Source organism: Burkholderia arboris (assembly GCF_902499125.1).
Lineage (GTDB): Bacteria > Pseudomonadota > Gammaproteobacteria > Burkholderiales > Burkholderiaceae > Burkholderia > Burkholderia arboris.
The window spans coordinates 57885-84594 of the sequence record NZ_CABVPX010000037.1; the positions used below are offsets into that span (position 1 = coordinate 57885).

Annotated in this window: 21 protein-coding genes, 1 pseudogene and 1 riboswitch; of the genes and pseudogenes, 16 read left to right on the forward strand and 6 right to left on the reverse strand. The window is 67.5% G+C overall.

Translation table 11 applies throughout. The features are described 5' to 3' along the window. Positions 1–26: 26 nt before the first annotated feature. From BLA15945_RS32125 to ugpQ, 6 genes are all read left to right on the forward strand, one after another. Positions 27–1235 carry a deoxyguanosinetriphosphate triphosphohydrolase gene (locus tag BLA15945_RS32125; protein ID WP_174994255.1) on the forward strand — a complete coding sequence of 403 codons (1209 nt, stop codon included), beginning with the start codon at positions 27–29 and terminating at the stop codon, positions 1233–1235. A gap of 90 nt (positions 1236–1325) precedes the next feature. Then, on the forward strand, positions 1326–2660 hold the full coding sequence (ugpB, locus tag BLA15945_RS32130) for a sn-glycerol-3-phosphate ABC transporter substrate-binding protein UgpB (RefSeq protein ID WP_059232595.1): 1335 nt from the start codon (positions 1326–1328) through the stop codon (positions 2658–2660). A gap of 96 nt (positions 2661–2756) precedes the next feature. After that, a complete protein-coding gene (gene ugpA, locus BLA15945_RS32135) occupies positions 2757–3641 on the forward strand; it encodes a sn-glycerol-3-phosphate ABC transporter permease UgpA (RefSeq protein WP_059232594.1) in 885 nt (294 codons plus the stop codon). Beyond that, positions 3638–4483, forward strand: coding sequence for a sn-glycerol-3-phosphate ABC transporter permease UgpE (ugpE, locus tag BLA15945_RS32140; RefSeq protein ID WP_059232593.1), 846 nt, complete (start codon positions 3638–3640; stop codon positions 4481–4483). Before ugpA ends, ugpE begins: the two co-directional genes overlap by 4 nt. Positions 4484–4515: 32 nt before the next feature. After that, a complete protein-coding gene (locus tag BLA15945_RS32145; protein ID WP_059232592.1) occupies positions 4516–5601 on the forward strand; it encodes a sn-glycerol-3-phosphate import ATP-binding protein UgpC in 1086 nt (361 codons plus the stop codon). 28 nt (positions 5602–5629) lie between these two features. Then, entirely contained in the window at positions 5630–6400 is a 771-nt protein-coding gene (ugpQ, locus tag BLA15945_RS32150) for a glycerophosphodiester phosphodiesterase (protein ID WP_174994256.1), read from the forward strand. A gap of 169 nt (positions 6401–6569) precedes the next feature. On the opposite strand, the gene BLA15945_RS32155 is transcribed toward ugpQ, so the two are convergent. Then, complete coding sequence (locus BLA15945_RS32155; RefSeq protein WP_059232590.1) at positions 6570–7301, reverse strand: OmpW/AlkL family protein; 732 nt, start codon at positions 7299–7301, stop codon at positions 6570–6572. Positions 7302–7494: 193 nt separating this feature from the next. Between BLA15945_RS32155 and BLA15945_RS32160 the strand changes: the two genes are divergently transcribed. From BLA15945_RS32160 to BLA15945_RS32175, 4 genes are all read left to right on the forward strand, one after another. Beyond that, positions 7495–8208 (forward strand): transposase, encoded by a 714-nt coding sequence (locus BLA15945_RS32160; protein ID WP_034189835.1) that lies wholly within the window; start codon positions 7495–7497, stop codon positions 8206–8208. 289 nt (positions 8209–8497) lie between these two features. Further along, on the forward strand, positions 8498–13201 hold the full coding sequence (locus BLA15945_RS32165; RefSeq protein ID WP_059232589.1) for a glutamate synthase-related protein: 4704 nt from the start codon (positions 8498–8500) through the stop codon (positions 13199–13201). An 85-nt stretch (positions 13202–13286) separates the two neighbouring features. Then, entirely contained in the window at positions 13287–14753 is a 1467-nt protein-coding gene (locus tag BLA15945_RS32170; RefSeq protein WP_174994257.1) for a glutamate synthase subunit beta, read from the forward strand. A 92-nt stretch (positions 14754–14845) separates the two neighbouring features. Then, positions 14846–15442 carry a hypothetical protein gene (locus tag BLA15945_RS32175; protein ID WP_217468176.1) on the forward strand — a complete coding sequence of 199 codons (597 nt, stop codon included), beginning with the start codon at positions 14846–14848 and terminating at the stop codon, positions 15440–15442. Here the strand turns inward: BLA15945_RS32175 and BLA15945_RS32180 are convergent. Continuing rightward, on the reverse strand, positions 15413–16081 hold the full coding sequence (locus BLA15945_RS32180; RefSeq protein WP_174994259.1) for a hypothetical protein: 669 nt from the start codon (positions 16079–16081) through the stop codon (positions 15413–15415). The genes BLA15945_RS32175 and BLA15945_RS32180 overlap by 30 nt on opposite strands. Positions 16082–16323: 242 nt before the next feature. Here BLA15945_RS32180 and BLA15945_RS32185 point away from each other — a divergent pair, with 242 nt between their 5' ends. Next, a complete protein-coding gene (locus BLA15945_RS32185; RefSeq protein WP_174994260.1) occupies positions 16324–17817 on the forward strand; it encodes an alanine/glycine:cation symporter family protein in 1494 nt (497 codons plus the stop codon). Then, on the forward strand, positions 17814–18380 hold the full coding sequence (thpR, locus tag BLA15945_RS32190) for an RNA 2',3'-cyclic phosphodiesterase (RefSeq protein WP_174994261.1): 567 nt from the start codon (positions 17814–17816) through the stop codon (positions 18378–18380). The genes BLA15945_RS32185 and thpR overlap by 4 nt, the downstream gene beginning before the upstream one ends. An 84-nt stretch (positions 18381–18464) precedes the next feature. On the opposite strand, the gene BLA15945_RS32195 is transcribed toward thpR, so the two are convergent. From BLA15945_RS32195 to BLA15945_RS32210, 4 genes are all read right to left on the reverse strand, one after another. Beyond that, positions 18465–19748: a D-amino acid dehydrogenase gene (locus BLA15945_RS32195; RefSeq protein WP_174994262.1), complete on the reverse strand. Its 1284-nt coding sequence runs from the start codon at positions 19746–19748 to the stop codon at positions 18465–18467. Between the two features lie 31 nt (positions 19749–19779). Beyond that, on the reverse strand, positions 19780–21042 hold the full coding sequence (locus BLA15945_RS32200) for an MFS transporter (protein WP_174994263.1): 1263 nt from the start codon (positions 21040–21042) through the stop codon (positions 19780–19782). A 129-nt stretch (positions 21043–21171) separates the two neighbouring features. Next, positions 21172–21948, reverse strand: coding sequence for an SDR family oxidoreductase (locus BLA15945_RS32205; RefSeq protein WP_174994264.1), 777 nt, complete (start codon positions 21946–21948; stop codon positions 21172–21174). Next, positions 21945–23714 (reverse strand): ABC transporter ATP-binding protein/permease, encoded by a 1770-nt coding sequence (locus tag BLA15945_RS32210; RefSeq protein ID WP_059232580.1) that lies wholly within the window; start codon positions 23712–23714, stop codon positions 21945–21947. Before BLA15945_RS32210 ends, BLA15945_RS32205 begins: the two co-directional genes overlap by 4 nt. 271 nt (positions 23715–23985) lie before the next feature. Next, positions 23986–24109: riboswitch (TPP riboswitch) on the forward strand. A gap of 224 nt (positions 24110–24333) precedes the next feature. Between BLA15945_RS32210 and BLA15945_RS32215 the strand changes: the two genes are divergently transcribed. The 4 genes and pseudogenes from BLA15945_RS32215 to BLA15945_RS37760 form a co-directional block, all read left to right on the forward strand. Continuing rightward, positions 24334–25470, forward strand: coding sequence for an FAD-dependent oxidoreductase (locus BLA15945_RS32215; protein WP_174994265.1), 1137 nt, complete (start codon positions 24334–24336; stop codon positions 25468–25470). A gap of 31 nt (positions 25471–25501) precedes the next feature. Further along, entirely contained in the window at positions 25502–25699 is a 198-nt protein-coding gene (gene thiS, locus BLA15945_RS32220) for a sulfur carrier protein ThiS (protein ID WP_027783340.1), read from the forward strand. Between the two features lie 38 nt (positions 25700–25737). Beyond that, complete coding sequence (locus tag BLA15945_RS32225) at positions 25738–26553, forward strand: thiazole synthase (protein ID WP_059232578.1); 816 nt, start codon at positions 25738–25740, stop codon at positions 26551–26553. Then, positions 26550–26710, forward strand: a pseudogene (locus BLA15945_RS37760) (thiamine phosphate synthase); the annotation flags it as partial. The gene BLA15945_RS32225 and the pseudogene BLA15945_RS37760, both read left to right, overlap by 4 nt.

The following is a 26710-nucleotide window of genomic DNA, read 5'->3' on the forward strand; positions in this document are numbered from 1 at the left end:
CCCGGCGCCCCTGACATGGAGGAGACGTGAGCGAGACATCCAGCAGCACACTGCCCGAAGCCAGCCGCGCATCCGCTGCGCCGGTGGCCGAGCCGCCGACGCTGGCGGCGCTGGAAGCCCATCTCGCTCCGTACGCCGCACACGCGTCGCAGTCGCGCGGCCGCCGCCATCCGGAAACCCCGCCGGCGGCGCGCACCGAATTCCAGCGCGACCGCGACCGCATCGTCCATTCGACCGCGTTCCGCCGCCTCGAATACAAGACGCAGGTCTTCGTCAATCACGAAGGCGACCTGTTCCGCACGCGCCTCACGCACAGCCTCGAAGTCGCGCAGATCGCGCGCTCGGTCGCGCGCAACCTGCGGCTGAACGAGGATCTCGTCGAAGCGATCTCGCTCGCGCACGATCTCGGCCACACGCCGTTCGGCCATGCCGGGCAGGACGCGCTGAATGCGTGCATGCGAGACCACGGCGGCTTCGAGCACAACCTGCAGAGCCTGGCGGTCGTCGACGAGCTCGAGGAGCACTACGGCGCGTTCAACGGGCTGAACCTGTGCTTCGAGACGCGCGAAGGCATCCTGAAACATTGCTCGCGCGAGAATGCGCGCAAGCTCGGCGCGCTCGGCGAGCGCTTCCTGCAGGGCCACCAGCCGTCGCTCGAAGCGCAGCTCGCGAACATCGCCGACGAAATCGCGTACAACAACCACGACGTCGACGACGGCCTGCGTTCCGGCCTGATCACGATCGAGCAGCTCGCGGAAGTCGAGCTGTGGCAGCGTCACTACGAAGCGGCGCTCGCCGAATTCCCGCACCTCGAAGGCCGCCGGCTCGTGCACGAGACGGTGCGGCGCATCATCAACACGCTGATCGTCGACCTGATCGACGAAACCACGCGCCATCTCGCGCGCGTCGCGCCCGCGTCGCTTGACGACGTGCGCGCCGCGCCGCCGCTCGTGTCGCACAGCGAGACGGTCGCCGCACAGGCGGCCGCGCTCAAGCGCTTCCTCTTCAAGAACCTGTATCGCCACTACAAGGTGATGCGCATGGCGAGCAAGGCGCAGCGCGTCGTCACGGGGCTGTTCGACGCGTTCATCGACGATCCGCGCCTGCTGCCGCCGCCGTACCAGTCGGAAGACGCGGCACATCAGCCGCGTCTCGTCGCGCATTACATCGCCGGCATGACCGACCGCTTCGCGCTGAAGGAATATCAGCGCCTGTTCGTCATCAGCGACAACTGACTGTCACAAACGATCACTAGACTTCGCCGGTTCAATGGCGACGGGAATGTTGCACACGCTGTTGGTAACGTTTTCATAGGAGAAGGGTCGATGAAGAAGAAGCCTGCGGGGACACTGGTTCGCTCGATCGCGCTCGGCGGCGCGCTGATGTTCGGGGTGCAGCACGTGGCGCTCGCCGCGACGGAAATTCAGTTCTGGCATGCGATGGAGGCCGCGCTCGGCGAGCGGGTCAATGCGATCGCCGACCAGTTCAACGCGTCGCAAAGCGACTACAAGATCGTGCCGGTCTTCAAGGGCACCTACGACCAGGCGCTCGCGGCCGGCATCGCCGCGTATCGCAGCGGTAACGCGCCGGCGATCCTCCAGGTGTACGAAGTCGGCACGGCCACGATGATGCAGGCGAAGAAGGCCGTCGTGCCGGTCTCCGACGTGTTCAAGCAGGCCGGCGTGCCGCTCGACGAAAAGGCGTTCGTGCCGACCATCGCGAGCTACTACAGCGACGCGAAGACGGGCCATCTCGTATCGATGCCGTTCAACAGCTCGACGCCGGTGCTGTACTACAACAAGGACGCGTTCAAGAAGGCCGGCCTCGATCCGAACCAGCCGCCGAAGACGTGGGCCGACGTGAAGGCCGATGCCGAGAAGCTGCGCAAGTCGGGGATGGCATGCGGCTTCACGACCGGCTGGCAGGGCTGGATCCAGCTCGAGAACTACAGCGCGTGGCACGGGCTGCCGTTCGCGAGCCGCAACAACGGCTTCGACGGCACCGACGCCGTGCTCGAATTCAACAAGCCGCAGCAGATCGCGCACATCGCGTTCCTGCAGCAGATGGCGAAGGACGGCACGTTCACGTATGCGGGCCGCAAGGATGAAGCGTCGGCGAAGTTCTACAGCGGCGACTGCGGGATCATGACGACATCGTCGGGCGCGCTCGCGAACGTGCAGAAGTTCGCGAAGTTCAGCTACGGCACCGGGATGATGCCGTACGACGCGAACGTGAAGGGCGCACCGCAGAACGCGATCATCGGCGGCGCGAGCCTGTGGGTGCTGGCCGGCAAGGATCCGGCGACCTACAAGGGCGTCGCGAAATTCCTCGCGTACCTCGCTTCGCCGGCGGTCGCCGCGAAGTGGCACCAGGACACGGGCTACCTGCCGGTCACGACCGCCGCGTACGACCTGACGCGCCAGCAGGGCTACTACGCGAAGAACCCGAGCGCCGAAACGGCGATCAAGCAGATGCTGAACAAGCCGCCGCTGCCGTACACGAAGGGGCTGCGCCTGGGCAACATGCCGCAGATCCGCACGGTCGTCGACGAAGAGTTCGAACAGGTCTGGGCGCAGAAGAAGTCGCCGAAGGACGCGCTCGACTCGGCCGCGTCGCGCGGCGACGAACTGCTGCGCCGCTTCGAGAAGTCGGGCGGCTGAGCGCGCGTCGCTTCGTGCCGCCGGCGGCGCCGCGCGTGAGCGCGTGCCGTCCGGCGGCGCGGTTTCCTTTCCGTTTCGCCTGACCGGATCTCCGCGATGCAATCCCGTTCCCGTTTCGGTACGAGCCTGGTGCCGTACCTGCTGATCGCGCCGCAGCTCGCGATCACGGCCGTGTTTTTCCTGTGGCCGGCCGGCGTCGCGCTGTGGCAGTCGACGCAGATGCAGGACGCGTTCGGCACGTCGAGCGAATTCGTCGGCTTCGCGAACTTCTCGCACCTGTTCGCCGATCCGCTGTATCTCGATTCGTTCCGCACGACGCTCGTGTTCAGTTCGCTCGTCACGGTGAGCGGGCTCGTCGTGTCGTTGCTGCTCGCCGCGTGCGCCGATCGCGTGATCCGCGGCGCGCGCGTGTACCGCACGCTGCTGATCTGGCCGTATGCGGTCGCACCGACGATCGCGGCCGTGCTGTGGGCGTTCCTGTTCAACCCCAGCATCGGCCTGATCACCTATGCGCTCGCGAAGAGCGGCATCGTGTGGAACCACGCGCTGAACGGCGGGCAGGCGATGTTCCTGGTCGTGCTGGCGTCGGTGTGGAAGCAGGTGAGCTACAACTTCCTGTTCTTCTACGCGGGCCTGCAGGCGATCCCGCGCTCGCTGATCGAGGCGGCGGCGATCGACGGCGCCGGGCCGGTGCGGCGCTTCTTCAACATCGTGCTGCCGCTGCTGTCGCCGACGAGTTTCTTCCTGCTGGTCGTGAACCTCGTCTACGCGTTCTTCGACACCTTCCCGGTGATCGACGCGGCCACCGGCGGCGGCCCCGCGCAGAGCACGAAGACGCTGATCTACAAGATCTTCGCGGAGGGCTTCCAGGGGCTCGACATCGGCAGTTCGGGCGCGCAGTCGGTCGTGCTGATGATCATCGTCGTCGGGCTCACGGTGATCCAGTTCCGCTTCGTCGAACGCAGGGTGCAATACGCATGATCGAAAATCGCAAGGGCTTCGACCTGTTCTGCCACGCGGTGCTGATCGCGGGCGTCGTGCTGATCGTGTTCCCCGTCTACGTCGCGTTCTGCGCGGCGACGATGAACGCGCAGGAAGTGTTCACGGTGCCGCTGTCGCTCGTGCCGAGCACGCACCTGTTCGAGAACGTCGCGTACATCTGGGGGCACGGCAGCGGCGGTACGACGGCGCCGTTCGGCCGCCTGCTCGTGAACAGCTTCGCGATGGCGCTCGGCATCGCGGTCGGCAAGATCGCGGTGTCGATCCTGTCCGCGTACGCGATCGTCTATTTCCGCTTCCCGTTCCGCAACACGGCGTTCTGGCTGATCTTCATCACGCTGATGCTGCCGGTGGAAGTGCGGATCTTTCCGACCGTGCAGGTCGTGTCGACGCTGCACCTGACGAACACGTACGCCGGGCTCACGATGCCGCTGATCGCGTCGGCGACCGCGACGTTCCTGTTCCGCCAGTTCTTCATGACGCTGCCCGACGAACTGATGGACGCCGCGCGCATCGACGGCGCGGGGCCGCTGCGTTTCTTCTGGGACGTCGTGCTGCCGCTGTCGAAGACGAGCATCGCGGCGCTGTTCGTGATCACGTTCATCTACGGCTGGAACCAGTATCTGTGGCCGATCCTGATCACGACGGAAGCGTCGCTGTCGACGGCGGTGGTGGGCATCAAGACGATGATCGCGAGCGGCGACGCCGCGACCGAATGGCAATACGTGATGGCGGCGACGCTGCTGGCGATGATCCCGCCGCTCGTCGTCGTGCTGGCGATGCAGCGCTGGTTCGTGCGCGGCCTCGTCGATTCCGAGAAATGAACCACGGACGGTAACCGGGAGAAGGACCAGGTATGGCTGCGCTGAGCTTGAAGGGCGTCAGGAAATCCTACGACGGCAAGCAGCACGTGCTGCATGGCATCGACGTGGAGATCGCGGACGGCGAATTCATCGTGCTGGTCGGCCCGTCGGGCTGCGGCAAGTCGACGTTGCTGCGGATGATCGCGGGGCTCGAGTCCGTGACGGACGGCGAGATCGCGATCGGCGAGCGCGTCGTCAATACGCTCGAGCCGAAGGATCGCGACATCGCGATGGTGTTCCAGAACTATGCGTTGTACCCGCACATGACGGTCGCGCAGAACATGGGCTACGGGTTGAAGATCCGCGGAATCGAACGCGCGACGATCGATTCGCGGGTGGCCGCGGCCGCGAAGATCCTCGAACTGGAGCCGCTGCTCGCGCGGCGGCCGCGCGAGCTGTCGGGCGGCCAGCGGCAGCGCGTCGCGATGGGGCGTGCGATCGTGCGCGAGCCGTCGGTGTTCCTGTTCGACGAACCGTTGTCGAACCTCGACGCGAAGCTGCGCGTGCAGATGCGGCTCGAGATCCAGCGGCTGCATGCCCGGCTCGGGACAACGAGCGTCTACGTGACGCACGACCAGATCGAGGCGATGACGCTCGCGCAACGCGTGATCGTGATGAACCGCGGCTACGCGGAGCAGATCGGCGCGCCGGTCGACGTGTACGAGAAGCCGGCGACGGTGTTCGTCGCGGGCTTCATCGGCTCGCCGGCGATGAACCTGATGAACGGCCGGCTGTCGGAAGACGGCACGACCTTCACGGTCGCGGGCGGCGGCCCCGCGCTGCCGGTCGCCGGCGCGCCCGGCATCGGCACGGAGATCGCCACCGGGCGCGACTGGGTGCTCGGCGTGCGTCCCGAGCACATGACGCCGCAGCCGGGCGTCGCGCAGGCGACGCTGCCGGTCGACTCGTGCGAGCTGCTGGGCGCGGACAACCTCGCGCACGGCCGCTGGGGCGATCACGACGTCGCGGTGCGCCTGCCGCACGCGGACCGTCCTGCGCGCGGCACGGGGCTGGCGGCCGCACTGCCCGCGCACCGGCTGCATTTCTTCGATCCCGAAACCGGCAAGCGTGCCGGCTGACCCTGTTGTACTTGCCGAGAGACCGACGATGACCCTCCGCACCGACTGGCCCTATCCGCGCGTCGTCGCCCATCGCGGCGGCGGCACGCTCGCGCCGGAGAACACGCTAGCCGGGCTCGACGAAGGCGCGCGGCGCGGGCACCGGATGGTCGAGTTCGACGCGAAGCTGTCGGCCGACGACGTGACGTTCCTGCTGCACGACGACACGGTCGACCGCACGTCGAACGGGCAGGGCGCGGCGGCGGGCATGCGTTATGCGGCGCTGGCCGCACTCGACGCGGGCGCATGGCGCGACGCGCGCTTCGCGGGCGAGCGGATGCCGACGCTCGAGGCGGCGGCGGCGCGCTGCATCGCGCACGGGCTGGCCGCGAATGTCGAGATCAAGCCGTGTCCGGGGCGCGAGCGCGAGACCGGGCAGCGCGTGGCGGCCGACGCGGCCACGTACTGGCGCGACGCCGCGGTGCCGCCGCTGCTGTCGTCATTCTCGTTCGATGCGCTGCAGCAGGCGCGCGCGACCGTGCCGGCGCTGCCGCGCGGGATGCTCTACGAAGCCGTGCCGGACGACTGGCATGCGCAGGTCGTCGGCGCGCTTGGCTGCGTATCGTTGCATGCAGACCACAAACGGCTCGACGAACCGCTCGTGCGCGCGATCAAGGCGGCCGGGCTGCGCATCCTGGTGTACACGGTGAACGACCTCGAACGGGCGCGCGAACTCGCGCGCTGGGGCGTCGATGCGGTCTGCACGGACCGGATCGACCTGATCGCTCCCGATGCGCTGGACGACATCGCCGTGGTCTAGCGGCCAAGGCAGCGCCCGGCGCGGCCTTTTCGGGAGCGTGCCTGATGCAAAAAAACAACGCCCCGGTGGAATTTCCGCCGGGGCGTTTTGCATCGTGGAGACGTTACGTCAGGAAAAATCCGCTACAAATTGCAGCAGGATTAACCATTCCCCAAATATTCGACTACGCTTAGAAGCGGTAGCCGACGTTGAGGTACGTCACGATCGGGTTCAGCGAGATGTGGGCCTTCGACGTTTCCGTCAGCGTCCCGACCGGCGTCCGGCGGGCCGTCGTGAAGGTCGCGGTCACACTGACCGGGATGTACGACATCGAGAAGCCGGCGAACCAGTGCTTCGTGAAGTTGTACGTGAAGCCGGCGTTGAACACGGGCGCCCACTGGTTGCTGGTCTGCGCGCTGGTCGGGCCGCCGAGCACGCCGTTCTCGAACGCGCTGTTCGTGATCTTCGCGCCGGTAAACCAGATATACGTTGCGCCGACGCCGACATACGGACGGAACTTCGCATTGGCGTCGTTGAAGTAGTACTTGAGGAGGAGCGCGGGGCTCCACTGGTACGCGCGGCCGAGCGTGCCGAAACTTGAGAACTGGCCCTTGCCGGTGATGTCGAACTTCGGCGGGATGCCGGCGATGAACTCGGTGGCGATGTGGTCGGTCACGAAGTAACCGGTCGCCAGCGCGAGCGTGTCGGCGTCGCTGATGCCGGCACCGGTGTTGGGAACCGACTGGTTGATGGGCGTGCCGCCTACGCCGTACAGGAACAGCGGGTCGCTGCTGTCCTGCGGCGCAAGGTGCAGCCAGCCGGTGCTGACGTAGAAATCACCTGCGGATTGTGCATGTGCCGTACCGCCCGCAAACGTGAATGCGAGCGCTGCGGCCCCCGTAATGGCCAGTTTTCGTTTCATTGTGTCTCCTCCGATCAAAGGCGTGCTCATTATGACGACTGCGTTTAAAACCAAACAAGCTCGTAAGTTAGAGTTTTCTCCCTAGGATTCGTACGACCGTACGCTTTCGCGCCCCGCGAGGACAGGCATTCTACGCAGGTGCGCATTTTCGGACCTCCGGGTATTTCCTAACGCGTTCAAACGGACATTCAGCATGGCACGGTTAGCACGACTCTACGTTCCCGACCAGCCGCAGCACGTGATACTGCGCGGCCTGGATCAGCAACCCGCGTTCGTCGACGACCAGGACTACGAACTCTTCATCGATTGCCTGAAGGCCGCCGCACGCGATCATCACCTGTCGGTGCATGCCTATGTGCTGCTGCCGCGCCAGGTGCAACTCCTCGTGACGCCGAGCGACGAAGCCAGCCTGCCGAAAGCGATGCAGGCCGTCGGTCGCCGCTACGTCGCGCATTTCAACCGGCGCTATTCGCGGCGCGGCACGCTGTGGGAAGGCCGCTATCGCGCGACCGTGATCGAAGGCGAGCGCTACTTCCTGCTCGCGAGCCGGGTAGTGGAGATGAGCCCGGTGCGTTCGCAGCTCGTCGCGACGCCCGAGGCCTATCGCTGGTCGAGCTACCGGCATCACGTCGGGCTCACCGTCGACAGCCTGATCACCGACCATCCGCTCTACTGGGCGCTCGGCAATACGCCGTTCGACCGTCAGCGCGCGTACAAGGAGCTGTGCGAGCAGCCGCTCGACGAGCGGCAGGCCGACCAGCTGCAGCAGGCGACGCTCAAGGGCTGGGTGCTCGGCGGCGAGCATTATCGCGAGTGGGCGGCGCGGACCGCGAACCGGCGCGTCTCGCCGCTGCCGCGCGGACGCCCCAGAAAGGTGCGTGAGAACACGCCGCCGATCCAGCAGTAATCCCGGCAAGGCGAGTCAGGAAGCGGCGCTGCGGGCGCCGCTTCTTTTTGCACCAAATTGATACAGCCCCAATAAAACGGCACCAGATCGATGCATCTGTTTAATTGGGGTTCGATCAAGCGGTTTTTGTTGCTATTCCTTTGATTCGTCGCGTATATTCCGAATTCCGGTGGCCCGGGCGAAGCATGCCCAACCACTGTCGGCCGCGCCGTCTCCCGTCGGGAGCGGGATCGACGGCAACAAGAAAACGGTTCAACGGCCTCCAGGCCCCCTTTACGACGGTGTCCCCATGAACGACCACCAGCAGCCGCTCGCCGCGGTGCCCGCCGCACAAGGTCTGTACGACCCGCAAAACGAACACGACGCCTGCGGCGTCGGCTTTGTCGCTCACATCAAGGGCAAGAAGAGCCACGAGATCATCCAGCAGGGTCTGAAGATCCTCGAGAACCTCGATCACCGTGGCGCGGTCGGTGCCGACCCGCTGATGGGCGACGGCGCGGGCATCCTGATCCAGATTCCGGACGCGTTCTATCGCGAGGAAATGGCCAAGCAGGGCGTGAATCTGCCGCCGGCTGGCGAATATGGGGTCGGGATGATCTTCCTGCCGAAGGAGAACGCATCGCGTCTCGCGTGCGAGCAGGAACTCGAGCGTACGGTGAAGGCCGAGGGCCAGGTTGTGCTCGGCTGGCGCGACGTGCCGGTCGACCATGCGATGCCGATTTCGCCGACCGTGAAGGCGAGCGAGCCGCTGATCCGCCAGATCTTCATCGGCCGCGGCAAGGACATCATGGTGACGGACGCGCTCGAGCGGAAGCTGTACGTGATCCGCAAGACGGCGAGCCACCGCATCCAGGCGCTGAAGCTCAAGCACGGCAAGGAATACTTCGTGCCGTCGATGTCGGCGCGCACGGTCGTCTACAAGGGGCTGCTGCTGGCCGGCCAGGTCGGCGTGTACTACCGCGACCTGCAGGACGCGCGCGTCGTGTCGGCGCTCGCGCTCGTGCACCAGCGCTTCTCGACCAACACGTTCCCGGCGTGGGAACTGGCTCACCCGTACCGGATGATCGCGCACAACGGCGAGATCAACACCGTGAAGGGCAACGTGAACTGGCTGAACGCACGGACCGGCGCGATCGCGTCGCACGTGCTCGCCGACGACCTGCCGAAGCTGTGGCCGCTGATCTACCCGGGCCAGTCGGATACCGCATCGTTCGACAACTGTCTCGAGCTGCTGGTGATGGCCGGCTACCCGCTCGTACACGCGGTGATGATGATGATCCCGGAAGCGTGGGAACAGCACACGCTGATGGACGAGAACCGCCGCGCGTTCTACGAATACCACGCCGCGATGATGGAGCCGTGGGACGGCCCGGCCGCGATCGCGTTCACCGACGGCCGCCAGATCGGCGCGACGCTCGACCGTAACGGCCTGCGCCCGGCGCGCTACATCGTGACCGACGACGACCTCGTCATCATGGCGTCGGAAGCCGGCACGCTGCCGATCCCCGAATCGAAGATCGTCAAGAAGTGGCGCCTGCAGCCGGGCAAGATGTTCCTGATCGACATGGAACACGGCCGCATCATCGACGACAAGGAACTGAAGGACAACCTCGCGAACGCGAAGCCGTACAAGAGCTGGATCGACGCCGTGCGCATCAAGCTCGACGAAATCGAGCCGAAGGCCGAGGAAGTCGCGGCCGGCCGTACGCAGGGCGCTGCGCTGCTCGACCGCCAGCAGGCGTTCGGCTATACGCAGGAAGACCTGAAGTTCCTGATGGCGCCGATGGCGCAGCAGGGTGAGGAAGCCGTCGGTTCGATGGGTAACGACTCGCCGCTCGCGGTGATGTCGAACAAGAACAAGACGCTCTATCACTACTTCAAGCAGCTGTTCGCGCAGGTCACGAACCCGCCGATCGACCCGATCCGTGAAAACATGGTCATGTCGCTCGTGTCGTTCATCGGCCCGAAGCCGAACCTGCTCGACACGAACAACATCAACCCGCCGATGCGGCTCGAAGTGTCGCAGCCGGTGCTCGACTTCAAGGACATCGCGAAGATCCGCGCGATCGACCAGTACACCGGCGGCAAGTTCAGCGCATACGAACTGAACATCTGCTACCCGGTTGCCTGGGGCAAGGAAGGCATCGAGGCGCGTCTTGCATCGCTGTGCGCGGAAGCCGTCGACGCGGTGAAGTCGGGCTACAACATGCTGATCGTGTCGGACCGCAAGACGGACGCCGAGCACGTCGCGATTCCCGCGCTGCTCGCCACGTCGGCGATCCACACGCACCTCGTCCAGCAAGGGCTGCGCACGAGCACGGGCCTCGTCGTCGAGACGGGCTCCGCGCGTGAAACGCACCACTTCGCGCTGCTCGCGGGCTACGGCGCGGAAGCCGTGCACCCGTACCTCGCGATGGAAACGCTCGCGAAGATGGCCGAAGGCCTGCCGGGCGACCTGTCGCCGGAGAAGGCTGTCTACAACTTCACGAAGGCGGTCGGCAAGGGCCTGCAGAAGGTGATGTCGAAGATGGGCATCTCGACGTACATGTCGTACACGGGCGCGCAGATCTTCGAAGCGCTCGGCCTGTCGAGCGACCTGGTCGAGAAGTACTTCAAGGGCACGGCGTCGAAGGTCGGCGGCATCGGCCTGTTCGAAGTCGCGGAAGAGGCGATCCGCCTGCACCGCGACGCGTTCGGCGACAGCCCGGTCCTGCGTGACATGCTCGACGCCGGCGGCGAGTACGCGTACCGCGTGCGCGGCGAAGACCACATGTGGACGCCGGATTCGATCGCGAAGCTGCAGCACGCGACGCGCAGCAACTCGTACCAGACGTACAAGGAATACGCGCACCTGATCAACGACCAGACCAAGCGTCACATGACGTTCCGCGGCCTGTTCGAGTTCAAGGTCGAGCCGACCAAGGCGATCCCGATCGACGACGTCGAATCGGCGAAGGACATCGTCAAGCGCTTTGCGACGGGCGCGATGTCGCTCGGTTCGATCAGCACCGAAGCGCACGCGACGCTTGCGATCGCGATGAACCGGATCGGCGGCAAGTCGAACACCGGCGAAGGCGGCGAGGACCAGAAGCGCTACCGCAACGAACTGCGCGGCATTCCGATCAAGTCGGGCGAGACGCTGAAGTCGGTGATCGGCGACGAGATCGTCAGCGACATTCCGCTGAAGGACGGCGATTCGCTGCGCTCGAAGATCAAGCAGGTCGCGTCGGGCCGCTTCGGCGTCACCGCCGAGTACCTCGCGTCGGCCGACCAGATCCAGATCAAGATGGCGCAGGGCGCGAAGCCGGGCGAAGGCGGTCAGCTGCCGGGCCACAAGGTGTCGGAATACATCGGCAAGCTGCGTTATTCGGTGCCGGGCGTCGGCCTGATCTCGCCGCCGCCGCACCACGACATCTACTCGATCGAGGATCTGGCGCAGCTGATCCACGACCTGAAGAACGTGAACCCGAGCTCGAGCATCTCCGTGAAGCTCGTGTCGGAAGTGGGTGTCGGCACGGTCGCGGCCGGTGTGGCGAAGGCGAAGGCCGATCACGTCGTGATCGCCGGCCATGACGGCGGCACGGGCGCATCGCCGCTGTCGTCGGTCAAGCATGCCGGCACGCCGTGGGAACTGGGTCTCGCCGAAACGCAGCAGACGCTGGTGCTGAACCGCCTGCGCGGCCGGATCCGCGTGCAGGCCGACGGCCAGATGAAGACGGGCCGCGACGTCGTGATCGGCGCGCTGCTCGGCGCGGACGAATTCGGCTTCGCAACGGCGCCGCTCGTCGTCGAAGGCTGCATCATGATGCGCAAGTGCCACCTGAACACGTGCCCGGTCGGCGTCGCGACGCAGGATCCCGTGCTGCGTGCGAAGTTCCAGGGCCAGCCCGAGCACGTCGTGAACTACTTCTTCTTCGTTGCCGAAGAAGTGCGCGAGATCATGGCGCAGCTCGGCATCGCGAAGTTCGACGACCTGATCGGCCGCGCCGACCTGCTCGACACGCGCAAGGGCGTCGAGCACTGGAAGGCGAAGGGCCTCGACTTCTCGCGCGTGTTCTACCAGCCGGAAGAATGCGAGGACGTCGCGCCGCGTCACGTCGACGTGCAGGATCACGGCCTCGAGCGCGCGCTCGACCACGTGCTGATCGAGAAGGCGAAGGCCGCGATCGAGAACGGCGAGCATGTGTCGTTCATCCAGCCGGTGCGCAACGTGAACCGGACGGTCGGCGCGATGCTGTCGGGCGTGATCGCGAAGAAGCACGGCCACGACGGCCTGGCCGACGACGCGGTGCACATCCAGCTGAAGGGCACGGCGGGCCAGAGCTTCGGCGCGTTCCTCGCGAAGGGCGTGACGCTCGACCTCGTCGGCGACGGCAACGACTACGTCGGCAAGGGCCTGTCGGGCGGCCGGATCATCATCCGTCCGACCAACGACTTCCGCGGCAAGTCCGAGGAAAACATCATCTGCGGCAACACGGTGATGTACGGCGCGATCGAAGGCGAATCGTTCTTCCGCGGCGTCGCGGGCGAGCGCTTCTGCGTGCGTAACTCGGGCGCGACGGCGGTCGTCGAAGGCACGGGCGACCACGGCTGCGAATACATGACGGGCGGCACGGTCGTCGTGCTCGGCGAGACGGGGCGCAACTTCGCGGCCGGCATGTCGGGCGGCCTCGCGTACATCTACGATCCTGATGGCACGTTCGCGGCGAAGTGCAACAAGTCGATGGTCGCGCTCGAGCCGGTGCTGCAGCAGGCCGAACAGGAGCGTACGGTCGACCGCGCACTCTGGCACGCAGGCACGACGGACGAAGCGCTGCTCAAGGGGCTCGTCGAGCGTCATTTCCAGTTCACGGGTTCGCCGCGCGCGAAGTCGCTGCTGGAAAACTGGGACGCGGCGCGCCGCCAGTTCGTGAAGGTGTTCCCGCACGAATACAAGCGCGCGCTGGGCGAGATCGGTGCGAAGAAGGCGGCGAAGGAAGTGCTGGCCGCCTGAGCGACGAACGACATAGCGAATGCCGCGCGCGCCTGACGGCCGCGCGCGGCTCCCCCACCCGATACACCGAACAGAAGAGCACCTTATGGGCAAGGCAACCGGTTTTCTGGAGTTCGAACGCCGCCACGAGGCGTACGAAGCACCGCTCACGCGCGTGAAGCACTACAAGGAATTCGTCGCGGCACTGACCGACGCGGACGCGAAGGTCCAGGGCGCGCGCTGCATGGATTGCGGCATCCCGTTCTGCAACAACGGCTGCCCGGTCAACAACATCATCCCGGACTTCAACGATCTCGTGTACCGCCAGGACTGGCAGCAGGCGATCGAAGTCCTGCACTCGACCAACAACTTCCCGGAATTCACGGGCCGCATCTGCCCGGCGCCGTGTGAAGCGGCGTGTACGCTCGGGATCAACAACGACCCGGTCGGCATCAAGTCGATCGAGCACGCGATCATCGACAAGGCCTGGGCGGAAGGCTGGGTGAAGCCGCAGCCGGCCGAGCACAAGACGGGCAAGAAGGTTGCCGTCGTCGGTTCGGGCCCCGCGGGCCTCGCCGCCGCGCAGCAGCTCGCGCGTGCCGGCCACGACGTGACGGTGTTCGAGAAGAACGACCGTGTCGGCGGCCTGCTGCGGTACGGGATCCCCGACTTCAAGCTCGAGAAGTGGCTGATCGACCGCCGCATGCGCCAGATGGAAGCGGAGGGCGTGACGTTCCGTACCAGCGTGTTCATCGGCAAGGACCCGCTGCCCGAGTCGATCGGCAGCCTCGCGAAGGAAACCATCTCGCCGGATACGCTGAAGGAAGAATTCGATGCCGTCGTGATCGCCGGCGGCTCGGAAACGCCGCGCGACCTGCCGGTGCCGGGCCGCGAGCTCGCGGGCGTCCATTTCGCGATGGACTTCCTGCCGCAGCAGAACCGCGTGAACGCGGGCGACAAGCTGGTCGACCAGCTGCTCGCGAAGGGCAAGCACGTGATCGTGATCGGTGGCGGCGATACGGGTTCGGACTGCGTCGGCACGTCGAACCGTCACGGCGCGAAGCAGGTCACGCAGTTCGAGCTGCTGCCGCAGCCGCCGGAAGAGGAAAACAAGCCGCTCGTGTGGCCGTACTGGCCGATCAAGATGCGCACGTCGTCGTCGCACGATGAAGGTTGCGAACGCGACTGGGCGGTCGCGACGAAGCGCCTCGAAGGCAAGAACGGCAAGGTCGAGAAGCTGGTCGCGGTGCGCGTCGAGTGGAAGGACGGCAAGATGCAGGAAGTGCCGGGTTCCGAGTTCGAGATGAAGGCCGATCTCGTGCTGCTCGCGATGGGCTTCACGCAGCCGGCGGCGCCGGTGCTCGACGCGTTCGGCGTCGCGAAGGACGCACGCGGCAACGCACGCGCGGCGACCGAAGGCGATCGTTCGTACTACACGTCGGTCGACAAGGTGTTCGCGGCAGGCGACATGCGCCGCGGCCAGTCGCTCGTGGTATGGGCGATCCGCGAAGGCCGCCAGTGCGCGCGCTCGGTCGATGCGTACCTGATGGGCCACACGGAACTGCCGCGCTGAGCTGAATACCGCGAGCGGGTTTCGATGAAAACCGGGCGTCCGACAGGGCGCCCGTTTTTTTTACGTGCACGGCAAGCGGGTTGCCGCTTAGCATGCGCGGAACAAGGCGAAGGGCACCGGCCCGGTCGACGGCAGGTTTCTGCGTCGACCACGAGCGCGGCTTGCACACCATGTCTCGAGAAAACGCCCCGGAAGTCACCCGACCGTGCTTTGCGGCCGACGGCCAGCAGGTTCGGCTGGCGGAAATCGTTGCGCTGCTGCTTTCACACGGGCGGGGCCTTCACGTCGAAGACCATGCCTTCGTCGCGCAGCAGCGGCAGATCGACGTCGACGCGCACGTCACCGATTCGATCGGTGCGCGGATGACGCTGGAAGGCTTCGCGCAGTTCACGCCGGCCGACGACGTGCGAAGCACCTTTCCGCTTGCCGCGCTGCGCGACATGGTGACGAGCCTCGTGCAGGCCGGCATTCCGCCGGTGTTCGCTTCCGTGTGCGACGAATTCTGGCTGACCTACTGGCGGCTGCAGAAGCCCGACGTGCTGCCCACGGCCTGCCTGCGGCTTGAGAGGATCGCCAAGCAGATTCTGCAATACGCGCAATTCGCGGCGGTCGACCCCGCCTGGGCGCATTTTGCGCGCGTCCCGCTCGCAAGCGGGTTGTCAGGGCTGGTCTTCGACATCCCGGCCTAGTGGCGGCTTCCCTGACGCATTGAAGGCGCAGTCACCCGGCGCGCCGATCCGGCGGGATCGTCGATAGCCAGCGACGGAATCGGCCGCGCGCGGTTCGATGCCGGCAAACGAATGGCCTCGCGGCATCGGCCCGGCCGGTTCGGGCGGCAGCATTTGAAACTTCCCGAAGCCCGTGACGCGGCGCCCGTAATCGATCGTGGCGACGTAGCGTGCTTCGCCCGACTTCAGGTCGAAGCTCCACCAGCCGAACCTGTCGGCGTGATAACGCGGCATGCCGACGAACCCGATTTCGTCCGGGCGCATGCCGCGCGCTGCGGCGAACGCGAGAATGCTTGCCGCGAGTTCCGCGAGTTCCGCGAGTTCCGCGAGTTCCGCGAGTTCCGCGAGCGGCGCGTCGGGGCAATAGCCTGCGTCGGGCGCGTATCTGGAAATCACAGCGACGGCAAGCAACAGCGGGAAGAGTGCGATGGCTGCCGTGACGACAATCGGTGCGAGACGGCTGGCGAAGCGAATGATGGTTGGGATCGTGAGGGCGTGCGGAAACTTCCCGGGTCGGTGACGTTGCATCCCCTTGCGTCCCGTTCGGGCACGCCGGAGGGTCTCCGGACTGGTGTCGGGCGAGCGGCATTCGCAAGACATGTCGACGCCCGGATTTTCCTGCGGTGCGTGCTTGAACCTGTTTCCCGACCCCCTTCGCCGTCGCGGCAGTGCCCCCGCATTTTCGCGAAGCGTCGTCTAACCTGATGACATCCAGCCACGATTTCTCGCCATCTCAATTCCTTTCGTTTTGTAATAATTCTTGAAAACTGTCATATCATGTCGCCCCTCGGGCCGCATTTGCGGTGGCTGCATGTGACTGACCCTATTTACAAGGACTCTGGATGGAAGCATTCGTGCAAGGGCTGATCGAAGCCGTCAACGGCGTGCTGTGGAACTACGTGCTGATCGCGCTGCTGCTCGGCGCCGGCGCATGGTTCACGTTGCGGTTCCGGATGATCCAGCTGAAGGCGTTGTTCCTCAGCATGAAGCTGGTCGGCAGCAAGGGCGAGCCGGGCAGCATCTCGTCGTTCCAGGCGTTCGCGACCGGGCTCGCGAGCCGCGTCGGCACCGGCAACATCGCGGGCGTCGCGGTCGCGCTGACGGTCGGCGGGCCGGGCGCGATCTTCTGGATGTGGATGACCGCGCTCGTCGGGATGTCGTCCGCGTTCGTCGAGGCGACGCTCGCGCAGATCTTCAAGGTGTCGCACCCGGACGGCAGCTTCCGCGGCGGCCCCGCGTACTACATCCAGACGGGCCTGCGCTCGCGCGGCTTCGGCGTGCTGTTCTCGCTGTCGCTGATCCTCGCGTTCGGCTTCGTGTTCAACGCGGTGCAGGCCAACGCGATCGCCGATGCGTTCCATACGTCGTTCGGCTGGAGCCGCGAGACGGTCGGCCTCTGTCTCGTGCTGCTGAGCGCACCGATCATCTTTGGCGGCATCCGCCGGATCGCGATGGTCGCGCAGGTGATCGTGCCGCTGATGGCGATCGGCTACCTCGCGCTCGCGGTCTACGCGGTCGCGACGCACATCGCGCTGGTGCCGGGCGTGATCGTATTGATCGTGAAGAGCGCGTTCGGCCTCGAGCAGGCGGCGGGTGGCCTGACGGGCTATGCAGTCAGCCAGGCGATCGCGATCGGCGTGAAGCGCGGGCTGTTCTCGAACGAAGCCGGGATGGGCAGCGCGCCGAACGCGGCCGCGACCGCGAGCACGCGGCACCCGGTCACGCAGGGGCTGATCCAGATGCTCGGCGTGTTCGTCGACACGATCGTGATCTGCAGCGCGACCGCGTTCGTGATCCTGCTGTCGGGCCAGTACGAACTCGGCACCGGGATGGAAGGCGCGGCGCTCACGCAGCGCGCGATTTCGAGTCACGTCGGCGACTGGGGCGGCATCTACATGGCCGTCGCGATCTTCTTCCTCGCGTTTTCGTCGGTGATCGGCAACTACGCGTATGCGGAAGGCAACGTCGAGTTCATCACGAAGCGGCGCGGCGTGCTGCCGTTGTTCCGCGTCGCGGTGCTCGCGATGGTGATGTTCGGCAGCGTCGGGCAACTGCCGCTCGTGTGGGCGATGGCCGATACGAGCATGGGGCTGATGGCGATCATCAACCTGATCGCGATCCTCGCGCTCGGCAAGTACGCGCACGCCGCGTGGGCCGACTATCGCCGCCAGCGCGCGGCAGGCGTTGCCGATCCGGTGTTCACGCGCAATACGATTCCCGAACTTGCGCGCGTGCTGCCGGACGACGTGTGGGGCGAGCACGGCCCGTTGCCGCAGCGTCCCGTGGCTTCGCCCGGCGCGTCCAGCGCGCCGCGCGGCGCGGTGCGCGAGTCATGAACGGCGACCGGCTCCGTGCGTTCGTCGCGCTGATGCCCGATGCGGCGTCGCGCGATGCGCTGCACGCGTTGCCGGTCACCCGTGGCGCGCGGCGCACGCTGCCCGCGCAACTGCACATGACGCTCGCGTTCATCGGCGCGATCGAACGGGAACGTTGCGACGCGCTGGCCGCGCACCTGCCCGCGCTCGCGGCCGTGCATGCGTTGCCGTTGCTGCCGGTCGAGCGGATCGCGTGGTGGCCGAGCCTGCCGCGCGCGAGGCTGATCGTCGCGGAGCTGGCGGCCGATCCGGCGTGCATCGCGCTGAATGCGGGGTTGTCGGCACTGCTTCGCGAACTGGGCGTGCCGGCCGACCGGCGGCCGTTCCGGCCGCATGTGACGCTCGCGCGGCTGCCGCACGATGCAGTCGGTCAGCCCGCACACGGTGGCGCGCCCGGGCGACAGGTCGTGCTGCGCGTTGAAGCGCTGACGCTGTTCGAAAGCCGGCTGTCGCATGAGGGCGTATCGCATCGGCCGATCGTGTCGGCGCCGATCGCCTGGGCGGAAGGCCGGGCAGCGGGTTGAGCGGTTTTCGCGACGCACCGCGGTGGCCGCGCACGGTGCACTCGCGCCCGCGCATTGCGTCGACAGCGTTGCCCGGTGCCGAGCCTACCGGCCGTAGCGCGCGAGCGTCAGGCCCGACAGGTCGATATCCGGCTCGCGCCCGGTGACGAGATCAGCGAGCACCTTTCCCGAACCCATCGACATCGCCCAGCCCGTCGAGCCGTGGCCCACATTGAGCCAGAGCCCGTCGATCCCGCTCGCGCCGAGCAGTGGCGGCCCGTCGGGCGTCATCGGCCGGTGGCCGACCCAGAAGCGCGCCGACGCGCGATCGGCCGCGTGCGGGAACCAGTCGTCGAGCACCTTCATCAGCGTATCGAGCGCCTGCTGCCGCAGCGCCGCGTGCCGGTTGCCGAGCTCCGCGGTGCCCGCGACGCGCAGCGTCGGGCCGAAGCGCGTGATCGCCGTCTTCAGCGATTCGTCCATCAGCGCGGCGCGCGGCGCTTTTTCATCGTCGACGACCGCGAGCGTCGCCGAATAGCCCTTCACCGGATACAGCGGCACGTCGATTCCGTAAGGCCGCAGCAGGCCGGCGCTGTCGACGCCGAGCGCGACGACGATCGCGTCGGCGGCGAGCAGGGCATCGCTTCGTGCGGTATCGCCCGCTTCGCGCGAATCGACCCGCACGCCGCGTACCGTGCGGCCCGCGACCTCGAGCGCGCGGATCCCGGTGCGAAAGCGGAACGTCACGCCGCGCGCCTCGCACAGCGTGCGGAGTTCGCGCGTGAAGCGGGCGCAGTCGCCGGCTTCGTCGTCGGGCAGGTAGATGCCGCCGACGGGGGCCTGCCGCGCCCAGCGCAGGCCCGGTTCGATTGCCGTGCAGCCGGCCGCGTCGAGTTCGCGAAACGCGATGCCGGCATCGCGCAGCACGTGCAGTGCGGGCTGCACCAGCTCGACGTCGAATGGGCCGCGCAGCAGTTGCAGGTAGCCGCGGCTCGCGCCATAGTCGAACGGATAACGCTCGCGAAACGCATGCAGGCACGCGCGGCTGTAATACGCGATGCGCTGCATCCGCTGCTTGTTCACGCGGAACCGCTCGAGCTCGCATTCGCGCAGCCAGCGCGCGATCCAGCGCCACTGCGCGGCATCGAGCGTCGGCCGGAAGATCAGCGGCGACGCGGGCTTGAACAGGTACTTGAGGATCTTGCCGGGCATCCCGGGCGCGGCCCACGGCGTCACGTAGCCGGGCGCGATCACGCCCGCGTTGCCGAGGCTCGTCGCCTGTGCGACGTCGGCCTCGCGGTCGATCACGGTGACGTCGCAGCCTGCTTCGCGCAGGTGCCAGGCGGTGGTGACGCCGATCACGCCGGCGCCGAGAACGATCACGTGCATGCGGGTTCCGAAACGAAGCGGTGGCTCACGGTCACGACGCGACGGCCGGATCGTCGACGAGCGACTTGCCGCGCGTCTCCGGCAGCACGAGCGCGGCGACGATGACGAGCAGGTAGCCGCCGCCCGCGACGAGGCCGATCGCCTTCACGAGCGACATCGATTGCGACAGCGAGCCGACGACGATCGGAAAGAACGAGCCGAGCCCGCGGCCGAGGTTGTAGCAGAAGCCCTGGCCCGAGCCGCGGATCGCGCCCGGATACAGCTCCGACAGGTACGCGCCGATACCGGCGAAGATCCCCTGCACGACGATGCCGAGCGGGAAGCCGAGCAGCAGCATCGCGGTATCGGTGATCGGCAGCATCGTGTACGCCATGCCGAGCGCGAACGAGCCGATCGCGAACAGGATGAACGACGCGCGGCGGCCGAGCCGGTCGGACAGGATCGCGCCGACCACGTAGCCGACGAACGAGCCGACGATCAGCACGACGAGATAGCCGCTCGTGTTGAACACCGACAGGTGGCGGACGGTCTTCAGGTAGGTGGGCAGCCACGTCGTGATCGCGTAGTAGCCGCCGAGCATCCCGGTGCACAGCGCGCTGCCGAACAGCGTCGCGCGCAGGTGCGGCGGCGAGAAGATCTCGAGGAAGTGACCGGACACGCGGCCTTCGTCGCGCGCGCGGCGCGTGGCCGTGTAGATGTCGGGATCGCTGACGTTGCGGCGGATGTACAGGATCCACAGCGCGGGCGCGATGCCGATCCAGAAGCACGCGCGCCACGCGACCTGCTCGGGCAGCAGCGCGAAGAACGCCCAGTAGAGGATCGCGGCCGCAGCCCAGCCGAACGACCAGCTGCTCTGCACGGTGCCGACGGCCTTCGCGCGATGCTCGGGCGAGCGGATCGTCTCGGCCATCATGATCGTCACGACCGACCATTCGCCGCCGAAGCCGAAGCCCTGCAGCGTGCGGGTGGCGAGCAACTGCCAGAACGAATGCGTGAAACCGGACAGGCACGTGAACAGCGCGAACGTCGCGATCGTCCACTGCAGCACGCGCACGCGGCCGTAGCGGTCGGCGAGGATGCCGGCGGCCCAGCCGCCGATCGCCGACGAGATCAGCGAACTCGTCGCGATCATCCCGGCCTCGCTCTTCGACATGCCCCACGTGGCGATCAGCGTCGGGATCAGGAACGAATAGATCATGAAGTCGAACGCATCGACCGCGTAGCCGCCGAAGCCGGCGTACAGCGTCCGGCGCTCGCGCGTCGACAGTTCGGTGAACCACTGGAATGCCTGCATGCTTGCCGCCCCCTCTCGTCTTGTCTCGTCTTGCGCTGCCGCGTGGCGGCTATTTTACGGGCGCGATCCCGCGCGCCAAAAAGGCGGATGCAGGTTCGTGCGGGCAAGCAGGAAAGAGGGGGAGACGCGTCAGAGCGTCAGGCCGCCGTCGACGTGAATGACCTGGCCGGTGATCTGGCGCGCCGCGTCCGACAGCAGGAACGCGATCAGCGCGGCGACGTCGTCGGGCTCGGCGATCCTGCCGAGCGGTGTCGCCTGTTCGGCCTGCGCCCACGCGGCGGCGTTGCCGGCGCTCGGGCCGTGGTCCTTGCGCGTGAAACCCGGCGCGACCGCGTTGACGGTGATGCCGTGCGCGGCGAATTCGGCGGCGGCGGTACGCACGAGCGATTCGAGCGCGGCCTTCGCGGCGGCGGTCGCCGCGAACGGCGCCGCGGCGCGGTAGCGGTGCGCGACGAACGAACTGACCGCGACGATTCGCGGGGCGGCTGACGCTTCGAGCAGCGGCCGCGCGCGGCCCGCGAGCGCGGAGAACGCGCCGGGCATCGCCGCGAAGGCGGCCGCAAGCGCGTCCGCGGAAAGGCCCGAAAAGGATTGCCGCGCGGCGAAGCCGGCGTTCGCGACGAGCTGGTCGAGCCCGCCGAAGCGCGTCGCGGTGGTATCGACCAGCGCGGCGGCAACGCCCGGTTCGCCGAGATCGCCGGTCAGCGTGATGCATGCCGCACCGGCCGCCGTGCACGCTTGTGCGACTTCGGCGAGCCGCGCCCGCGCCGCATCGTCCGCGCCGCGCGCATGCAGCGCCAGCGCGATGCCGGGCGCCGCAATCCGCCGCGCGAGCGCCGCGCCGATCCCCGCGCCTGCGCCGGTGATCAGCGCGATGCGTTCGACGTGCGCGGCGCGTGCGCTCACGCGGCGACCTTGTCGCCGGCGTTCGCGCGTTCGACGTTGATCGTGCCGACGTGGAACGCAGCCAGCGACTCGCGGTGCGCGATGCTGACGATCGCGGCCTTCGGCAGCCGTTCGGCGAACAGGTGATAGAGGCGTGCCTCGTTGTCGGCGTCGAGCGCGCTGGTCGCTTCGTCGAGGAACAGGAAATCCGGCTTGTGCAGCAGCACGCGTGCGCCGGCAAGGCGCTGCTGCTCGCCCGGCGACAGCACGCGCGTCCAGTGCGCGGTCTCGTCGAGGCGCTCGACGTAATCCTCGAGGCGGCACGCACGCAGCGCATCGCGGCAGGCTTCGTCGCTGAACGTGTCGGGCGTCGCCGGATAGGTGAGCGCGGCCTTCAGCGTGCCGATCGGCAGATAGCTCGTCTGCGGCACGAACATCATCCGCGCGCCGACCGGTGCATCGATCGCGCCGTCGCCGAACGGCCACAAGCCCGCGAGCGCGCGCATGAACGTGCTCTTGCCGGAACCCGACTTGCCGATCACGAGCCAGCGCGAGCCCGGCTCGATCGTGACGCTGCCGATGTTCGCGAGCGCGTTGCCGTTGGGCAGCGCGAGCTTCAGCGACGACGTCGACAGCTTCGCGCCGTCGATGTAGTGCAGGTTGATGCCGCCGTGCTCGGTCGCGGGCGACAGGCTTTCCTTCAGGTGCGACGTGCCCATCACGCGCTTGAATTCGCGCAGACGGTTGACGGTGGCGCGCCATTCGACGAGGGTCGAGTAGCTGTTGATGAACCACGAGAACGAATCGCTGACGGTGCCGAACGCGGACGAGATCTGCATCAGCACGCCGAACGAGAACGCCCCCGCGAAATAGCGCGGCGCGGCGACGACGAGCGGGAAGATGATCGCGATCTGCCCGTAGAAGCTCAGCACGAACGTGAGCCGCTTCGTGTACTTCATCACGCGCCACCAGTTGTCGCGGATGCGCATGAAGAGGGTCTGCGCGTTGCCGGTCTCGGTCTTCTCGCCGTCGTAGAACGCGATCTGCTCGGCGTTCTCGCGCACGCGGATCAGCCCGAAGCGGAAATCGGCCTCGACGCGCTGCTGCTGGTAGTTGATCGACACGAGCGGATGGCCGACCTTCTGGATGATCAGCGAGCCGATCACCGCGTACAGCGCGGCTGCCCACACCATGTAGCCGGGAATCGAGATCGGCGTCGCGCCGAGCGTGAACGTCAGCGCGCCGGCGAGCGACCACAGGATCGTGATGAACGACACGAGCGTGACGACCGTCGACAGCAGGTCGAGCGACAGCGCGAGCGTCGTGGTCGCGAACGACTGGAGGTCGTCGGTGATCCGCTGGTCGGGGTTGTCCGCGAGGCGATCGCGTTCGATCCGGTAGAACGCGCGATCGCCGAGCCACTGGCCGAGGAACCGGTCGGTGAGCCACTGGCGCCAGCGGAAGCCGAGCATCTGCCGCAGGTAGCGGCCGTACACGGCGAGGATGATGAACGCGAAGGCGAGCGCGGAGAACTGCATCAGCAGGTTCGGGAAGTCGTGGACGTCCTTCGACTGCAGCGCGTTGTAGAACTGCGCGTTCCACTTGTTCAGCCGGACGTTGATCCAGACCACGCAGAGGTTGATCGCGATGATCGTGACCAGCAGGCCCCACGCGATTTTCCATTCGGACGATACCCAGTAGGGCTTGATGAGGCTCCATGCGGATACCGGGCGCTCGTCCTGCGGCGCGTCGGAGGCGGAGCGGACGGGATCGATCGATTGGGTCATGTGCTTCCTGATGAGTAGCCGGCGCGCGGGCCGGGCGAAGCCGGGCGCGCGCCGCGATACGGCATGCCGGGGCGCGGCGCCGACTGACGGCGGGCGCACGGATGGTCGCCCGCGCGTCTTAAACGGCACTTAAGGGCCGGCGGTGACGCGGCAACCGGCCGCTTGCGGCGGCCGGCCTGCGGGCATTGTGCCAGAGCGGCGCGGGCCGACGGCGAATTTGCCCCGCCGGTGACAGTTTGCGGCGCTTTCCGCTTTTATGGTCTAATGACCGACGACGAAACAGGGGTGCTTTGTGGCGTGGCCGGCGGATGTTCCGGGCAGCGCGGCGAGGCTGAGAAAAACCCTTTGCACCCGATCCGGGTAATACCGGCGAGGGAAGTTTCTGATCCCGCCGGGTCGCGCTGGCTGCCATCCCACATGGTCAGCGCCCGAGTCCGCCCGGCCGGCCTTTGCTGCCGGTTTCGTCCTTTTGGGTACGCGCATTGCGCGTTACGGAAGGAATGATGACCGCACAATCTTCAGTCTTTTGCTTGATTCCCGGCCCGATGTCGCGTGCGTTCGCACGTGGCGGCGCGGGTGCGTCGACGTTCGTCGTGCGCGCTCCCGAGGAGGGCGCGCGATGAACGTTCAGGATGCACGGCCCGATTTCGCGGTGCTCGGCGGCGGCCTCGTCGGCCGCCTGATCGCGTGGCGGCTCGCGGGCGACCGGCATCGCGTCGCGCTCTACGAGCGCGGCGGCCCGGACGGCGAGCAGTCGGCCGCGTGGATCGCGGCCGCGATGCTCGCGCCGCTCGCGGAAGCGGCGAGCGCGGAGCTGCTGATCACCGAGCTCGGCGCCGCGTCGCTCGAACGCTGGCCGCAATGGCTCGCGGAACTGCCCGAACCCGTCTTCTTCCAGCATCACGGCACGCTCGTCGTCTGGCACCACGCGGATCGCGCGGAGGCGCCGCTGTTCGAGCGGCGCGTGCGTGCGAACGCGCCGGCCGACCTGTTCGACGGCGGCTTCGTGACGCTCGCCGGCGCGCAGGTCGATGCGGCCGAGCCGGTGCTCGCGGGCCGCTTCGCGCGCGGCCTGCTGCTGCCGAACGAAGGCCAGCTCGACAATCGCCAGGCGCTGCGCGCACTCGCGGCGGGCCTTGCCGAACGCGGCGTCGACCTGCACTGGCACGTCGCGATCGACGATGCGAACCTGCCCGCTGCCCATTTCACGATCGATTGCCGCGGGCTCGGCGCGAAATCCGCGCTGCCCGCGCTGCGCGGCATCCGCGGCGAAGTCGCGCGCGTGCATGCGCCCGGCATCGGGCTGACACGGCCCGTGCGGCTGCTGCATCCGCGGTACCCGCTGTACATCGCGCCGAAGCAGGACGATCTCTATGTAATCGGCGCGACCGAGGTGGAGGGCGAGGACATGTCGCCCGTCAGCGTGCGCTCCGCGCTCGAACTGCTGAGCGCGGCGTTCTCCGTGCATCCGGCGTTCGGCGAGGCGCGCATCCTCGAACTCAATGCGCAGTGCCGGCCGACGCTGCCCGATCACCGCCCGGCGGTGATCTGGGACGGCGCGTCGACGCTCGCCGTCAACGGCCTGTACCGGCACGGCTTCATGATCGCGCCGGAAGTCGCGCAGGCGGCCGTCGCGTTCGCGCAAGCCGCGCTCGGCGGCGCGTTCGCTGATGCCGACGCGTTCGCCGCGTGGCGCGACGCCGCGCGCTGGCCGACGCTCCTTCATCACCGTAACGACGCGCGCCAGCCGGCCTGACGCGCGCGCCGACCGAATCCGACCGAGCCTCATGGATATCCAGATCAACCAACAGACCCTGACGCTGCCCGATGGCGCGACGGTGGCCGACGCGCTCGCCGCGTACGGCGCGCGTCCGCCTTACGCGGTCGCGCTGAACGGCAACTTCGTCGCGCGCACGCAGCATGCGGCGCGCGCGCTCGCGGCGGGCGACAAGCTCGACGTCGTGCACCCCGTCGCGGGCGGCTGAACGCCGCCGGTTCGTCCCCGCTCTTCCAGGAAAACGACATGACGTCCCTCACATCCGCCGACGCGCTGACGCTGTACGGCGAAACCTTCGCAAGCCGCGTGCTGCTCGGCACGTCGCGCTATCCGTCGCTGCAGTCGCTGTCCGATTCGATCGCCGCGTCGCGCCCCGGGATGGTGACGGTCGCGCTGCGCCGCCAGATGACGGGCGGCACGGCCGAAGCCGGCTTCTTCGACCTGCTCAAGCGCCACGCGGTGCCGCTGCTGCCGAACACGGCCGGCTGCCAGACCGTCGCCGAGGCCGTGACGACCGCGCACATGGCGCGCGAGGTGTTCGGCACCGACTGGATCAAGCTCGAGCTGATCGGCGACGACTACACGCTGCAACCTGACCCGGTCGGGCTGATCGAGGCCGCCGCGCAGCTGGTCAAGGACGGTTTCAAGGTGCTGCCGTACTGCACCGAGGATCTCGTGATCGGCCGGCGCCTGCTCGACGCCGGCTGCGAGGCGCTGATGCCGTGGGGCGCGCCGATCGGCACGGGCAAGGGCGTCGTGAATCCGTACGGCCTGCGCGTGCTGCGCGAGCGGCTGCCGGACGTGCCGCTGATCGTCGACGCGGGGCTCGGCGTGCCGTCGCACGCATGCCAGGTGATGGAGTGGGGCTTCGACGGCGTGCTGCTGAACACGGCCGTGTCGCAGGCCACGCACCCGGAGATCATGGCGCGCGCGTTCGCGCAGGGCGTCGAGGCCGGCCGTGCCGCGTATCTGGCCGGGCCGATGGATGCGCGCGAAACCGCGCACGCGAGCACGCCGGTTGTCGGGATGCCGTTCTGGCACCAGGACGGGGGCGGCGCATGAGCGCGCGCTTCGCCGATGCATTCTGGCCGCCGGCCGACGAACTGGCCGAAGCGGCCGAACGGATTCGCGCCCGCCTCGGCGACTGGCCGGCCGGCGCGGCGCCGTGGCGGCTCTGCGTGGCGGCGCCCGGCGTGCCGGCCGACGGCGACGTGCTGAT

Excerpts from the sequence above, each read along its gene's own strand:
- ugpB (WP_059232595.1), top strand. The coding sequence starts at position 1,326 with ATGAAGAAGAAGCCTGCGGGGACACTGGTTCGCTCGATCGCGCTCGGC.
- ugpA (WP_059232594.1), top strand. The coding sequence starts at position 2,757 with ATGCAATCCCGTTCCCGTTTCGGTACGAGCCTGGTGCCGTACCTGCTG.
- ugpE (WP_059232593.1), top strand. The coding sequence starts at position 3,638 with ATGATCGAAAATCGCAAGGGCTTCGACCTGTTCTGCCACGCGGTGCTG.
- BLA15945_RS32145 (WP_059232592.1), top strand. The coding sequence starts at position 4,516 with ATGGCTGCGCTGAGCTTGAAGGGCGTCAGGAAATCCTACGACGGCAAG.
- ugpQ (WP_174994256.1), top strand. The coding sequence starts at position 5,630 with ATGACCCTCCGCACCGACTGGCCCTATCCGCGCGTCGTCGCCCATCGC.
- BLA15945_RS32155 (WP_059232590.1), bottom strand. The coding sequence starts at position 7,301 with ATGAAACGAAAACTGGCCATTACGGGGGCCGCAGCGCTCGCATTCACG.
- BLA15945_RS32160 (WP_034189835.1), top strand. The coding sequence starts at position 7,495 with ATGGCACGGTTAGCACGACTCTACGTTCCCGACCAGCCGCAGCACGTG.
- BLA15945_RS32165 (WP_059232589.1), top strand. The coding sequence starts at position 8,498 with ATGAACGACCACCAGCAGCCGCTCGCCGCGGTGCCCGCCGCACAAGGT.
- BLA15945_RS32170 (WP_174994257.1), top strand. The coding sequence starts at position 13,287 with ATGGGCAAGGCAACCGGTTTTCTGGAGTTCGAACGCCGCCACGAGGCG.
- BLA15945_RS32175 (WP_217468176.1), top strand. The coding sequence starts at position 14,846 with ATGCGCGGAACAAGGCGAAGGGCACCGGCCCGGTCGACGGCAGGTTTC.
- BLA15945_RS32180 (WP_174994259.1), bottom strand. The coding sequence starts at position 16,081 with ATGTCTTGCGAATGCCGCTCGCCCGACACCAGTCCGGAGACCCTCCGG.
- BLA15945_RS32185 (WP_174994260.1), top strand. The coding sequence starts at position 16,324 with ATGGAAGCATTCGTGCAAGGGCTGATCGAAGCCGTCAACGGCGTGCTG.
- thpR (WP_174994261.1), top strand. The coding sequence starts at position 17,814 with ATGAACGGCGACCGGCTCCGTGCGTTCGTCGCGCTGATGCCCGATGCG.
- BLA15945_RS32195 (WP_174994262.1), bottom strand. The coding sequence starts at position 19,748 with ATGCACGTGATCGTTCTCGGCGCCGGCGTGATCGGCGTCACCACCGCC.
- BLA15945_RS32200 (WP_174994263.1), bottom strand. The coding sequence starts at position 21,042 with ATGCAGGCATTCCAGTGGTTCACCGAACTGTCGACGCGCGAGCGCCGG.
- BLA15945_RS32210 (WP_059232580.1), bottom strand. The coding sequence starts at position 23,714 with ATGACCCAATCGATCGATCCCGTCCGCTCCGCCTCCGACGCGCCGCAG.
- BLA15945_RS32215 (WP_174994265.1), top strand. The coding sequence starts at position 24,334 with ATGAACGTTCAGGATGCACGGCCCGATTTCGCGGTGCTCGGCGGCGGC.
- thiS (WP_027783340.1), top strand. The coding sequence starts at position 25,502 with ATGGATATCCAGATCAACCAACAGACCCTGACGCTGCCCGATGGCGCG.
- BLA15945_RS32225 (WP_059232578.1), top strand. The coding sequence starts at position 25,738 with ATGACGTCCCTCACATCCGCCGACGCGCTGACGCTGTACGGCGAAACC.